13 protein-coding genes and 1 other annotated feature are annotated in these 12546 nt (G+C 35.9%); of the genes, 4 read left to right on the top strand and 9 right to left on the bottom strand.

Annotated features, from left to right (window positions below):
* Positions 1-170 precede the first annotated feature (170 nt).
* Entirely contained in the window at positions 171-929 is a 759-nt protein-coding gene (locus ACXY7N_RS27895; protein WP_016085676.1) for a TrmB family transcriptional regulator, read from the top strand.
* Between the two features lie 31 nt (positions 930-960).
* On the opposite strand, the gene ACXY7N_RS27890 is transcribed toward ACXY7N_RS27895, so the two are convergent.
* The 4 genes from ACXY7N_RS27890 to ACXY7N_RS27875 form a co-directional block, all read right to left on the bottom strand.
* A complete protein-coding gene (locus ACXY7N_RS27890; protein ID WP_488592813.1) occupies positions 961-2844 on the bottom strand; it encodes a SpaA isopeptide-forming pilin-related protein in 1884 nt (627 codons plus the stop codon).
* 270 nt (positions 2845-3114) lie between these two features.
* Positions 3115-3285, bottom strand: a complete 171-nt coding sequence (locus tag ACXY7N_RS27885) for a hypothetical protein (RefSeq protein ID WP_016085674.1) — start codon at positions 3283-3285, stop codon at positions 3115-3117.
* Positions 3286-3366: 81 nt separating this feature from the next.
* The gene (locus tag ACXY7N_RS27880; protein ID WP_098405043.1) at positions 3367-4611 is read right to left on the bottom strand and encodes an MFS transporter; all 1245 of its coding nucleotides are present in this window, start codon (positions 4609-4611) and stop codon (positions 3367-3369) included.
* Positions 4612-4658: 47 nt separating this feature from the next.
* Positions 4659-5975 carry an APC family permease gene (locus tag ACXY7N_RS27875; RefSeq protein WP_016085672.1) on the bottom strand — a complete coding sequence of 439 codons (1317 nt, stop codon included), beginning with the start codon at positions 5973-5975 and terminating at the stop codon, positions 4659-4661.
* A gap of 65 nt (positions 5976-6040) precedes the next feature.
* Positions 6041-6277: a binding site (T-box leader), on the bottom strand.
* Between the two features lie 166 nt (positions 6278-6443).
* On the opposite strand from ACXY7N_RS27875, the gene ACXY7N_RS27870 reads away from it, so the two are divergent.
* Entirely contained in the window at positions 6444-6671 is a 228-nt protein-coding gene (locus ACXY7N_RS27870) for a hypothetical protein (RefSeq protein ID WP_016135963.1), read from the top strand.
* Between the two features lie 239 nt (positions 6672-6910).
* On the opposite strand, the gene ACXY7N_RS27865 is transcribed toward ACXY7N_RS27870, so the two are convergent.
* The 3 genes from ACXY7N_RS27865 to ACXY7N_RS27855 all read right to left on the bottom strand — a co-directional run bounded on the left by ACXY7N_RS27865 (position 6911) and on the right by ACXY7N_RS27855 (position 9085).
* On the bottom strand, positions 6911-7858 hold the full coding sequence (locus tag ACXY7N_RS27865) for a hypothetical protein (RefSeq protein WP_016085670.1): 948 nt from the start codon (positions 7856-7858) through the stop codon (positions 6911-6913).
* Positions 7859-7989: 131 nt separating this feature from the next.
* Positions 7990-8772: a membrane protein insertase YidC gene (yidC, locus tag ACXY7N_RS27860; RefSeq protein WP_016085669.1), complete on the bottom strand. Its 783-nt coding sequence runs from the start codon at positions 8770-8772 to the stop codon at positions 7990-7992.
* Positions 8773-8800: 28 nt separating this feature from the next.
* Positions 8801-9085, bottom strand: a complete 285-nt coding sequence (locus ACXY7N_RS27855) for a hypothetical protein (RefSeq protein WP_016085668.1) — start codon at positions 9083-9085, stop codon at positions 8801-8803.
* A 277-nt stretch (positions 9086-9362) separates the two neighbouring features.
* Here ACXY7N_RS27855 and ACXY7N_RS27850 point away from each other — a divergent pair, with 277 nt between their 5' ends.
* Positions 9363-10256: a YitT family protein gene (locus ACXY7N_RS27850; RefSeq protein WP_016085667.1), complete on the top strand. Its 894-nt coding sequence runs from the start codon at positions 9363-9365 to the stop codon at positions 10254-10256.
* A 331-nt stretch (positions 10257-10587) separates the two neighbouring features.
* Positions 10588-10974 carry a DUF3938 domain-containing protein gene (locus ACXY7N_RS27845; RefSeq protein ID WP_001077770.1) on the top strand — a complete coding sequence of 129 codons (387 nt, stop codon included), beginning with the start codon at positions 10588-10590 and terminating at the stop codon, positions 10972-10974.
* 248 nt (positions 10975-11222) lie between these two features.
* On the opposite strand, the gene ACXY7N_RS27840 is transcribed toward ACXY7N_RS27845, so the two are convergent.
* Together ACXY7N_RS27840 and ACXY7N_RS27835 are read right to left on the bottom strand one after the other, a co-directional pair.
* On the bottom strand, positions 11223-11363 hold the full coding sequence (locus ACXY7N_RS27840; RefSeq protein ID WP_088123689.1) for a DUF3985 family protein: 141 nt from the start codon (positions 11361-11363) through the stop codon (positions 11223-11225).
* Positions 11364-11459: 96 nt separating this feature from the next.
* Positions 11460-12512, bottom strand: coding sequence for a site-2 protease family protein (locus ACXY7N_RS27835; RefSeq protein ID WP_116349720.1), 1053 nt, complete (start codon positions 12510-12512; stop codon positions 11460-11462).
* Positions 12513-12546: the final 34 nt, after the last annotated feature.

Here is a 12546-nt window from a genome sequence, read left to right as displayed (position 1 = left end):
TTCATGTTGTATTGTAATCGTATTAATCACTATATTAAGTATAATGGATAAAATTAAAAAATTGAAATTAATTCTCCTCCCAATCTGAGTAGAAAACTTACAACCACTTGTGTAAAAACAAATAGTTCATTATCCTTAAGCTATACAATCTCATTCGTTCGGAGGGAACTATGTTACAAAAATTCGGTTTCTCACAATATGAAAGCCAAGCTTACGAAGTTGTCGTATCGAGCAACGAACCATTAGATGCTACAACGATTGTGAAGCATTCTGGTGTTCCAAAAGCCAAAATATATGAAGTGCTTGCACGCCTAATCGATAAAGGAATGGTAATGGATTCTGTTTCAGAAAAGAAAAAGCTGTATACAGCATTACCACTCAAGCTAGCAATTGAAAAATTAACGACAGAGTTTCAATCAAATATTGAAGAATTGGAAACGAATATATCAAAAAAATCATTTACAGATGACCGTGTGTGGAGCTTAAAAATGCAATCTTCTATTCGAGTTCAAAGTAAAGAACTCATCGAAAGTGCAAAAGAATCAATTCGCATTTCAGCTTGGAATGATACCCTTTTAGAATATCTTCCTTTATTAGAAGAAAAGGCAAAACAAGGCGTCAAAACCGAGTCCCTTATCGTTGGAAAAGTAGAAACAGACTTAGAAAACATGCATTTTCTAATCCCAGCCGAAGAGCCTAACGCGCTAGAGCGATACTTACTGCTCATCGTTGACGACCGTGAAATTTTATTTGCTGGTGTAGAGCAAGAGTCATGGCAAGCAATGAAAACAATGTCACAACCTTTCGTGAAGTTCTTTACAGAATTTTTCTATCATGACGTTGCACTTGCAAAGATTACCCAGAAACACCATGATCTATTTATGGAAGATGAGGAAATTAAGAGTTTGTTGATGAAGTTGAGATACTAAAAAAACGCCCTTATTACAAGGCGTTTTTTTTCTACATTTCTTTTCTATTTTTCATCCTTAACACATAAGCACCAGCAATAATAAAACCAATTCCTAAAACGAATAAAGCCGTAAATTCATTGCCGACGCCGCCAGTAGCTGGCAAACTCACTTCATTATGAATATTAGCTTGTTGTACCGGCTTCACATCAGCAGAAGGTTTCACTTCCCCATTCGGTGTTGGCTTATTTGGCTTAGAAGGAAGCGATGCCTTTTCTTCTTTCTTATTTTTCACAATATGTTTAATAATTTCTCCGTCCTCTTTTATTTCAAATGCGAACGTCTCTTCATTTATTACATATCCATTTGGCGCGATTGTTTCTTTATACGTGTACTTTCCGTATGGTAGTTTAAATTTCGCTACACCTTTTTCATCCGTTTTCCCTTTTACTACTTCTTTCCCTTGTTCGTTGTAGATTGTAAATTCTGCATTTGGTAACTTCGTATTCCCATCCGCTACATCTACTTTCGTTATTTCTAACTCGCCTTCTACCTTCTTATCTTGAACGATATGTTTAATAATTTCTCCATTCTCTTTTATTTCAAATGCGAACGTCTCTTCGTTTATTACATATCCATTTGGCGCGATTGTTTCTTTATACGTGTACTTTCCGTATGGTAGTTTGAATTTCGCTACACCTTTTTCATCCGTTTTCCCTTTTACTACTTCTTTCCCTTGTTCGTTGTAGATTGTAAATTCTGTATTCGATAACTTCGTATTTCCATCCGCTACATCTACTTTCGTTATTTCTAATTCACCTTTTACATTTTCATTTTTCAGCTCTAATACAGCTGTTTCACCAGTTTTCACTTCAATTTTTTTAACACTTCCGTCTAACACATATCCAGCTGGCGCTTGAATTTCTTTGACACTATATATACCGATTGGAAGATTACCTAACTCCGCAATCCCCTTATCATTAGTGGTAACATTTTGTTTAAAGTTTTCATTAGAAACTTCAAACACCGCTCCTTTTAATAATTCCTTTTTTTCTCCTAATTTCATAATCTTTAAAGAGCCTACTGATTCCCAATTTACAACTAAATCTGTACTGATTTTCTCACTATTTCTTTGTAACAATACCGTTGTATTTTGAACTTTTTCTGACCCTTTAAAAGCTATCGCTTGTAAATTTGTTAACGTAGACTTCACTTTCATTTTAAAATTACCACTACTCGTATCTTTCGGGATTAAGATTTTGAATTTTTCGTTAATTGATAATATGCTTTTCTCTTCTCCATTTTCATTTACAATTCGAAGCCCTTTAGGAGCATTTTCAGGAAGAATTGTATAAGAGCCAGATACCGCATTTGTTTGTACTGCATAAAATCCTGTTTCTAAATAATCTCCTTTTTGTGTAGCAGTTTGTGGATCTACAGGATTAACTTTAAAGAATACATCTTGTGATCCAGTTTCTTTTTTTGAAGCCTCTACTAAACGCTTCATAAGATTATGTACACGTTCATTTTTTGCAACTAAATCTTCTTCCGTTAATTCATTTGCTGCAATCCATACTGCTAATTGTGTAGCATAATGCGCTTCTTCCGTTGTCGCTACACCTAATTCAGATGGGCTTTTTTGAGGATATCCATTTAATAAAATACGATATACGGCATCAGATGTTTTCCCCATCTCAGGCAAATCGTCCCCATTGGGTGAACGTAAATCAGGCGTTAAACAATACGCAATACTACCCGAAGCCGTTTTAATTATTTCTGTCTTTATTTCACGCTGTTTCGAATTACTATAGCTCCAATCCATTTTATATGTTTCTCTGTTCATTACTTCTGCCTTTACTTGTGGCATTGCAATTCCTAACAAAATAATAAGAGCACTTAAAAAACTAAACCATTTTCCTACCATCTTTCGTTTCATTCTCTCCACCACCATATATAAATTTCTACATGAAGCAATCTTACTGTTTCATTGTACTTATAGTAAAAAAAAGAGAATAGGTGGTTTTTTTGTAGTATCTTGTCGAATTGTTGAGAAAGTTTCACAGTAATAAGCAACTTTAAAATTGTTTGCTCTCCTGCTACTATTGACAAATAAATATTACATGTTTTCAATTTTCAAACATAATAAAAAAGACACTTTATAAGTGCCTTTTTAACTTACGAGAAACAAATTTCAAACGAATACATATTACTTATCTTTTTCCTTTATCTCCATCAACAGCTCAATGATTTTCTCATTTTGCTCCACTTGCTTCTCAGAGTTTTGATAGATGCAACGAATCCATCCTAATACAAAAACAACTACAACTATCGGTAATAGTGCAAGTATTACACCGAATATCGAGAAGTTAAACATCATTTCTCCATCACCTCGCTACATACAACTTTCTCCATATACCCACTAAAACCTGCAAAATTTTACAAATAAAAAAAGAACCTATCAAACGATAGATTCTTCTTTCGCGAACTGAGTAGAACGTCCTCTCGTAATCGAGAAAATCGCACAAAGCAGCGCTAGTATAATAAAGCCGCCTCCTACCCAAGCATTATATATAACAGATGATTTTTCAATAACAACTCCGCCTACTGTTGAACCGAGCGCAATTCCTAAGTGAAGGGCAGAATTATTTAAACTTTGCTGAATACCAGCCGATTCTGGTGCAATTTCAATTAAATAATTTTGTTGTGCTGGCGAAATAGCCCAGCTCAGCATACTCCAAAGTCCCATCATAATAATGAACAGTGGGAATGAGAATGTCATCATTGGCAATAGGAAGATCGCAAACGCAAATATGATAATAATTGAGATAATGCTTTTCTTTGATCCCCATTTATCCGCAAGCCAGCCTCCGAAGCCGCCTCCAATTACTGCTGCGATTCCGAAAATGAAGTAAAATACACTAATCCAATTCGCTTCAACATGCATGATATCTTTTAAGAAAGGTGTTAAATATGCATATAGTGTTAAATGACCCGTTAAAAATAAAAATGACGTTAACTGTGCACTGACGATTTTTTTATCTTTTAACGTAGCGATTTGCTCTCTTATCGATAACACTGATGTCGGTGGTACTTTCGTTAAAAATAATGAAATACAAGCAATTGCCATAACTGTTAATACCGAAATTAATACAAATGGTGCACGCCATCCATATGCATTTCCAAGTACAAGACCAAGTGGTACCCCAAGTACAAGTGACCCACTAATCCCCATGAAAATGATTCCAATTGCACGCGCACGAAAATGTGGTTCTACAACGCTAGAAGCAAGTGTTACTGACAGTGCAATAATAAGCGAGCCACTCGCTGCACAAATAACCCTTGAGAACATTAACATCCCGTAATTCACACTACATGCTGAAATGATATTTCCGATTAAGAAAATCGATAATGCCCCAATATACAATTTCTTTCTTTCAAACTTCCCGGTTAAAGCTAATAAAACCGGACCCGATAAAGCAAATACTACTGAAAATATTGTTATCAGCTGACCAGCTGCACTAATAGATACGCCTAAATCATTGGCAACTAAATCGAGCGTTCCTCCTATAATTAGCTCAACCGTTCCGACTACGAAAGCCGCGATAGCTAAAATATACACACGAAAATTCAAGTCTTTCCCCACGCTTTCTATTTTGGTTACTACTATTATAGTAACCAAAATAGAAAGTGGATGCAAGTACAATTTTTTTACAGTAAAAAAGGTAGGCGTATTATACGCCTACCCTTCAATCATGACACTTCCGTTTTGTTCTTCTTATTTAAATACCAATACACCGGAAGTCCAGTAAAGACAATTCCAATTGATAAGAAACAACTTACCGGATCATTAATAATCGCACTACCGATTACAAAGAACGAACCTAAAATCGCAACGATTGGTACGATTGGAAATAACGGTACACTGTATGCACGCTCTTTATTCTTATTACGCTTTCTTAAAATGAAGACACCAATAAACGTCATTACATAGAAAATATAAATAATGAATACGGAAATCTCAGATAGCTTATTCGGATCACTAATAATCATTAAAATAATTCCTAAAATGATTTCAACAGTTATTGCATTTGCGGGTGTTTTAAATCTTGGACTTTCCTTTGCGATAAACTTAGAAAATGGCAGTTGTCCACGTTCTGCCATCGACATCGGGATACGTGGGAACGTTAAAATCTTTCCATTTAAACAACCGAAAATAGAAACGATAATACCGATACTAATAATTTTTCCGCCATATTCTCCAAGTAACATGCCCGCAGCTGTCGCTGTAGCATTTTCTCCAAGGTCTACAATTTGTGTTGCTGGTAATACATTTAGTAACGCTAAGTTAATTGATACGTAAGCAGCCGTTACAATTAAAATACCAACCGTCATCGCTTTCGGTAATAACTTTGTTGGATTTTTCATCTCTCCACCAATCGAAGCAAGTAGAATCCAGCCGTCATAAGCAAATAACGTTGCTAAAATTGCCATACCGATACTTTGATTTTCTGATATCGGCACAACTACGTTAAAGATATCACTATTCCCTTTCCAAAAACCTAACACAACAATTAAAACGATTGGAATCATCTTCCCAATTGTCGTAACCGTTTGGACGATACCTCCATATTTTGTTCCCATACTATTTACAACGCCAAGGAACACAACTGTTCCAATTGCGATTGGTAAATTCCATACTTTATCTAAATAGAAAAAATTAATCATTAAAGAACTAAAGTACAAGCCTAATGTTCCAATAATAGCTGGTCCATAAACAATCGTTTGCATCCAGCCTGATAAATATCCCCAAAAACTTCCGTAGATCTCCTCTAAATACGTATACAACCCACCATTTTTCGGGATTTGCGCTCCAATTTCAGCTACTGTTAAACCACTCGCTAGCGTCAACAGACCACCAATTACCCAAGCAAGAATAGCCATATTAGAACTCCCCGAGTAATCTAATACGCTCCCTGGTTTCATAAACACACCAGATCCTATAATCGTTCCTACTACGATAGAAAGTGCTACTGTTAAACCAATTTTATTCTTCTCATCATGATGCATGCTGCGTATCCTCCTTCCAATTCTAGTGTGATGCAAAAATGAAATAAAAAAACACTCCTCCCTAAAAAAGGGACGAGTGTTGTATTCGTGGTTCCACCCTTGTTTCAATTCGTAAAGTAACACACTTCACCAATTTCTCAAGTCTAAATAACGGTTTTTGCCGGCAAGCAATTACTAGGTATCCGTTCACTGCTGCAGTTCAGAGGTGGTAATCCATTTTTCCGTATTAGGAAGCTCACAGCCAAAGGCTTCCCTCTCTGAGAATCGTAAAAAATCGATCGTGTCCTCATCATCACTTCTTGATGTCGAATTTTGTAGTTATTGTTCATTATATTGAATTGTTAGAAAAAATCAATATATTTTTTTATATAACATAAGAAATATTTCTCTTCTTATATTATAACAGAAGATACGACACTTCTCTAATTCCCTAAAAATGGTATGATCCATCTAGGAGGTGCACGAATAATGATTGCTGTTTTTTGTATCATCGCTACATTTCTTTCTGTTCTATTCGCTATCATGTACAGGCACAAGTATCCTAGTTATAGCATTTTAACGGTAGCTATTATACCAGCTGTTTCCTTCTACGTGTTAGGTAAGTATCAATACACAGAGGTGTTTATCGGTTTTGCAATCTTCTACTGTGTCTTTGGATACATACTAACAATGAAAAAAATTTCAACGAATCATTAAAAGGGACCGATTTCTGCTGACAGAAATCGGTCCTCGCACGTACCTTTCGGTTGCCCACACGAAAGATACGACATAGTTCAATTATTTATCTTCATTTTTCATAAAAAATTTACCCCTCATTAACGGGCAGTAAAACTTCCACCTTAAAATCCAGCGAATACAAGGATGAAGTTGGAATATTAACTGCCCGTAAAAGCCCGATTGGTGAGGGCTAATAATCAGTGGAAATACATCACTGATTAAAGTTTCACTTTATGATGCGGAAGATCCACATTCAATGCCTCTAATTGTTTCTTTTCATTCTCTAAAATTGATTTCGCTTTTTCTTTCGTTTCCTCATCTAATCCCGCAAAAATGTCTTCATGTTTCTCTTTCTCTGGAAGTTTCACACCTAGCTTCGTTAATTCTTCTTTTGCTTGCTCATGAGTTAATTTCCCGGATTTTTCTTGTTCAAAAATAGACTTTGCTTTTTCTTTTGTTGCTTCATCTAAGTCAGCAAGCATGTCTTTACGCTTACCTTTCTCAGGGAATTTCACACCTAGCTTTGCTAATTCTTCTTTTGCTTGTTCACGAGTTAATTTCCCGGATTTTTCTTGTTCAAAAATAGACTTTGCCTTTTCTTTTGTTGTTTCATCTAAGTCAGCAAGCATGTCTTTACGCTTACCTTTCTCAGGGAATTTCACACCTAGTTTTGTTAATTCTTCTTTTGCTTGTTCACGTGTTAGTTTCCCAGATTTCTCTTGCTCTAAAATTGATTTCGCTTTTTCTTTTGTTGCCTCATCCAAGTTAGCAAACATATCACCATGCTTACCCTTCTCTGGCATTTTCACGCCTAACTTCGTTAATTCTTCTTTTGCTTGTTCACGTGTTAATTTACCAGATTTCTCTTGCTCTAAAATTGACTTCGCTTTTTCTTTCGTTTGCTCATCTAATCCTGCGAACATGTCTTTACGTTTCTCTTTCTCCGGAAGCTTTACACCTAGTTCCTCTAACTGTTTCTTTGTATCGTCCATAATCGTTTTTACTTTTTGTTTTGTGGCGTCATCTAAATCTTTTTTCGCCGTTTTTGTAGACTGCTCAGCTGCTGGAGTATTCGTTGCCGCAAATGCCGGAATACCGACTCCTCCAATAATTCCGAATGATAAAGCACCTGCAATCGCTAAATACCCAACTGTTTTCTTCTTCATAGGAAATTTCCTCCTTCATAGTTCTAAAGCATGTACACTTTCGTATACAATGCCTATAGTAATGTTGGTTTCTTAACATTTCCTTAACGACTTAACAAAAAAAAACGCCGCTCATCCCGAGCGGCGTTTTTCTAAGCTTTTTGTAATTGTAATTCTTCACGTTCCATTATCCTTCTTAATACAATTGTTTGTGTCATTGTAAATAAATTACCCGTTATCCAGTACAACACAAGTCCTGATGGCGCCGCAAATCCCATAAATAGAATCATTGCCGGCATCATAATTTGCTGCATTTTCAGCATCTGTACTTGTTCTCCAGGTGTAATATTAGATTGGAAAACTTTCATCTGAATAAATGTCGTTAGCGCTGCAAGAATTGGTAATATGTGATACGGATCTGCATGTCCTAAGTTCACCCATAAAAATGAAGATGTGCGAATCTCTTCTGTTCGGCTAATCGCATAATACAAAGCAGAGAAAATCGGCATTTGTATTAATAGTGGCCAGCAACCAGCAAGTGGATTCCAACCCCCTGATTTCATTAGTTCTGACATTTCTTTTTGATACTGCTTTTGTTTTTCAAGATCTTTGCCTACATCACCGTATTTTTTCTTGAGCTTCTGCAATTCAGGTTGCATTTTTTTCATTTTCGCTTGGCTACGATATTGCGAAATAGCTAATGGAATCATTGCTGAACGAATAACGAGCGTCATAATAATGATAGCAATCCCGAAGCTAGCTCCTGGTATATGATGAGCAACAAATTGAATCATAAACGAGATTGGATACACGAAATAATGATCCCAAATTCCCGCACTATGTGCATCAATTGGGGCTGCATTACTGCAACCAGATAAAACAAAAACAAGTAATAATGATAAACTAACGAGCACAGCTCGGTATGATTTTAACATGTTCATTCCTCCAATGTTTCGTAATTATTTAGCGAAACATTGGTGTATACGGACCTACCTCGTCATTCTCTTCACTTGATTCTTGTCTGCGCACAGATCGAATCATTCCATATTTATAAAAAATAGAGAAAAGCGGTACATTACCAGTACCCTCTTCACACGTATTAACTAGTTTAAAAGCTCTTTGTCTACCGCTTGATGCTTGCTGACGCACAAAACGAGAAACGTTAGCAAGGAAGAAAACTTCTAACAAACAAAGCGCCGTCGTTACAAACGATATATATAGAATTGCATCCTGCAATAAAAATTCCATCGCTTCACATCCTTAATAAGATCATTTTAGCACATTCAACAAACATTCTCTATTTCCTTTTATTTTCAAAAAAAGTATTTTGCATATTTTCTCAAGAAAACAATAATTAAGAAACATTGTATTCGCTTTCTTTAGTATATTCACACACATCAATGAATAGGCTTGATTTATTAGAAATTTATAAAATTTTTGCATTATAATAAAACTATTGCCAGTTTTTGAAAAAACCTTTATTCTCTTCTTGTAATCAAAAATGAATATGGAGATGAAACATACTATGGGTCAACTAGGAGACGCCGATTACGTTCCCGACACCGCCTTTTTATCCTTCCCAGCAGCTAAAACATTTCACTTAGAATTTATCATACAGTTGGTTGTTATTTTCGTAGCCTCTATTTTGTATGCAATTTCTATGAATATGTTCTTTATCCCGCATAACATGATTAGCGGTGGATTCGCTGGTGTAGGGATGATTATCGGTTATTTAATGCATTACAATATCGGTGCACTTATCTTTTTACTAAACATTCCTCTTCTTATTTTAAGTCACTTTTACTTAGGTAAGAAGACAACCTTTTTAACAGCGTACTTTGTAGCTGTATCATCGTTAGCGATGAATATTATCCCTGTACACCAAGTTTCAGACGATATTTTACTGTCCTCTGTATTCGGCGGTGTAATCTGCGGAGCAGCCTCAGGAATCATATTCCGATTCGCTTCTTCAACAGGTGGCTTTGATGTTGTTGGATTGATTGTAGCGAAACATCGAGATATTTCGATTGGAGCAATCATCTTTGGATTCAACTTAATCTTACTTGTTGCAGCAGGATTTATTTTCGGATGGGATATTACACTTTATACGTTAATTAGCCGGTTTGTAGTCAGTAAAGTAATTGATGCCGTGCATACGAAACATATTAAATTAACGATAATGACAGTTACAGAAAAAGGCGAGGAAATAAAAAGCGCCCTACTACATCACGGCATACGCGGAGTGACAATGGTAGATGCTGTCGGCGGCTATACAAACCATAAGAAAAAAATGATTTACACCGTCGTGACTCGCTATGAGTTAGGCGAAATGAAACGTATTATCCGTCAAGTGGATAACAGAGCATTTATGAACATTACTGAAACAGTTGAAATTGTCGGCCGTTTCAAACGCATATAAAAAGGCGCAAGGAATGGCAGTTCCTTGCGCTTTTTATTTTTTACACTTATTACAAAATCAGATAATTCTATTATTGTGACCCTAAATGTGTTATAATGAAAGCAGACTCACAAAAAAAGAGTATATAGACTTGGAAGTTTCTCTTATTTTACAAGCAAAAAGAAACGAGCAGTCAGGTATATTTCAGACACCATACACGTAACGGTTTACACAACCGATCACTCTTCAATGATCTTTTTATAAAAAGATACGTACAACTAAAACTCACTTCAATATACTATACCTACCTTTTTGACTTCCAAATCATCTTATTACATAGGGAGATGAACATATGAATCAATATATAAGATACACAATAGCTGTCCTGTTTGCTATTATCGGCGGAACGATCTGCTTCTGGACAAACACTCAGCTTGGAGAGAATATCATTTTTAATGGAATCGAAACACTTGTAAGCGCTTCAATTTTAGGCGGGTACATTTTCTTCCTCTTCAATCCAGAAGAAAATGCGCAAAAAACAATGTTATTAACAATGATCGGAATCGTTGGCGGATGTATTTCCTATTCAATGACTAACTATACATTACCACTTCAATTAAGCTCAGCTTTCTTCCACGGTCTATGGACTTGGTTCATTGCATTCTGCCTAGCAGACGTATTCAACTTATTACAAGACAATGAAGAAGAAAACGGTCGCCAAATTGAAAGTAACTCGTAAGCTGGAAGATATTCTTCCAGCTTTTTTTATGTTGTTTTGCATACCCCGTCACCACAATAAAAAGAAGTTACCCCGCGGCAACTTCTTTTCCACATACCCCACTCAGTATTCGCCGAAATATATCAACGATTTTTCAAATATATCGATCATTTCTCCACTTATATCAACGATTTTTTCATTATATCAACGATTCGATATAGGATATCGATTTACCGACATCCTTCGACATTCAAAACGTACAACATACCCTATCCCCCAAGCAACTTACTGCCGAACTCTACGATTAAAAAGATAACTAATAAGATCGCGAGTATTTTTAATGCTACATACGCTACTTTAAAAACAGCATAAATGAGCAAGACGATTAAAATAACCGTTAAAATTTCCATCTAGAATTCCTCCAAGCTTTGCTCTTCTGCTCTTATTTTACTCGCCTCAGACTTTTTATGGAACGGCATAAGATGACATAGAAAAAAGAGGATATCTCACCCATCGTAAGATACCCTCTCTTTCAGCTGCTCAAACCATTCTCTTTCTAATTGTAAATATCCCATTTCACTATTCTCAGCGCTCTTCAATTCTTTATCCGCTTTCCTTATATAAACGTTGGAAGCTTCCATATCGCCCTCTAAATATTTAATAATTCCTTGTGTACGATAATACCCATGTAAGTCTATTTTCGTAATGGCCTTCCCACGTTGCTTCGCTTCTTGCAGAGAAAGACTATCCATCTGATAAAGAGCTTTATATAAAAGATACCAGCTATGAAAACTACTAACGAAAAACTTATTTTCTTTCGTTACAGGTAGTTGAACAATTGGTTCTATATATGGTATCGCTCTTCCCATTCCTTCTTGATCGGCTCTGGCATAAAAAACGAGCATAAGTCCGCTCATTATATCTCTTATACTTTTATCCTCTTTTAATTTTTCCTCACTAAGTTCTATTAATCTCTTATCCCAATCTTTCGGCCTCTTATAACTAAATAACTCACTCGATACTTGAATGTTATCTAAGTGCTGCTTCGCTTTCTCATCATCTTTAATTAAAATGAGAAATTGCATACCATCACTCAATAACGTTCCTTTTATCGGTACGATTGTAGCTGCAAAAATCACAAAGTGTAAAACAGAAAAATATAAAAGATATTGATAATAGCTCACTATGTATATGTAACCGAAAGTAATACCAAATAATAAACTCGTAATCGGTCCACCTAAAGTGAGCCACGCCCATTTTTTCGAAAGTTTCGGTGTCTCTATAGAAGAAGGCACTAACATCGCCACGCCTCCGAAGTACGCCCATAATTTATTTTCTCGAATGCGTACTTTCCCCTTCTCTTTTTGAAAAGTAATCGGCCCTACTGTCATAAATTTAAAATTTAAACCACCTATTAAACCAAATACTACATGTCCTAGCTCATGAATAGCTATGACTAATAAAAAAATTCCAAATAATGCCCATATATCCAACATTACTTCTAATTTCCCAGTTCGGATTACTCCGTATAAAATGGACAAAACTAACGCCGCCGTCATAGAACCAGCTGGCCTTCTTAAAATATCCACCTTT

It is taken from the genome of Bacillus sp. 5w2 (assembly GCF_054353775.1).
The sequence above is the reverse complement of the archived record's forward strand: the minus strand, read 5'-3'. Positions and strand labels throughout refer to the sequence as shown.

Excerpts from the sequence above, each read along its gene's own strand:
- ACXY7N_RS27870 (WP_016135963.1), top strand. The coding sequence starts at position 6,444 with ATGATTGCTGTTTTTTGTATCATCGCTACATTTCTTTCTGTTCTATTC.
- yidC (WP_016085669.1), bottom strand. The coding sequence starts at position 8,772 with ATGTTAAAATCATACCGAGCTGTGCTCGTTAGTTTATCATTATTACTT.
- ACXY7N_RS27845 (WP_001077770.1), top strand. The coding sequence starts at position 10,588 with ATGAATCAATATATAAGATACACAATAGCTGTCCTGTTTGCTATTATC.
- ACXY7N_RS27840 (WP_088123689.1), bottom strand. The coding sequence starts at position 11,363 with ATGGAAATTTTAACGGTTATTTTAATCGTCTTGCTCATTTATGCTGTT.
- ACXY7N_RS27895 (WP_016085676.1), top strand. The coding sequence starts at position 171 with ATGTTACAAAAATTCGGTTTCTCACAATATGAAAGCCAAGCTTACGAA.
- ACXY7N_RS27865 (WP_016085670.1), bottom strand. The coding sequence starts at position 7,858 with ATGAAGAAGAAAACAGTTGGGTATTTAGCGATTGCAGGTGCTTTATCA.
- ACXY7N_RS27885 (WP_016085674.1), bottom strand. The coding sequence starts at position 3,285 with ATGATGTTTAACTTCTCGATATTCGGTGTAATACTTGCACTATTACCG.
- ACXY7N_RS27875 (WP_016085672.1), bottom strand. The coding sequence starts at position 5,975 with ATGCATCATGATGAGAAGAATAAAATTGGTTTAACAGTAGCACTTTCT.
- ACXY7N_RS27835 (WP_116349720.1), bottom strand. The coding sequence starts at position 12,512 with ATGACGGCGGCGTTAGTTTTGTCCATTTTATACGGAGTAATCCGAACT.
- ACXY7N_RS27850 (WP_016085667.1), top strand. The coding sequence starts at position 9,363 with ATGGGTCAACTAGGAGACGCCGATTACGTTCCCGACACCGCCTTTTTA.
- ACXY7N_RS27855 (WP_016085668.1), bottom strand. The coding sequence starts at position 9,085 with ATGGAATTTTTATTGCAGGATGCAATTCTATATATATCGTTTGTAACG.
- ACXY7N_RS27890 (WP_488592813.1), bottom strand. The coding sequence starts at position 2,844 with ATGAAACGAAAGATGGTAGGAAAATGGTTTAGTTTTTTAAGTGCTCTT.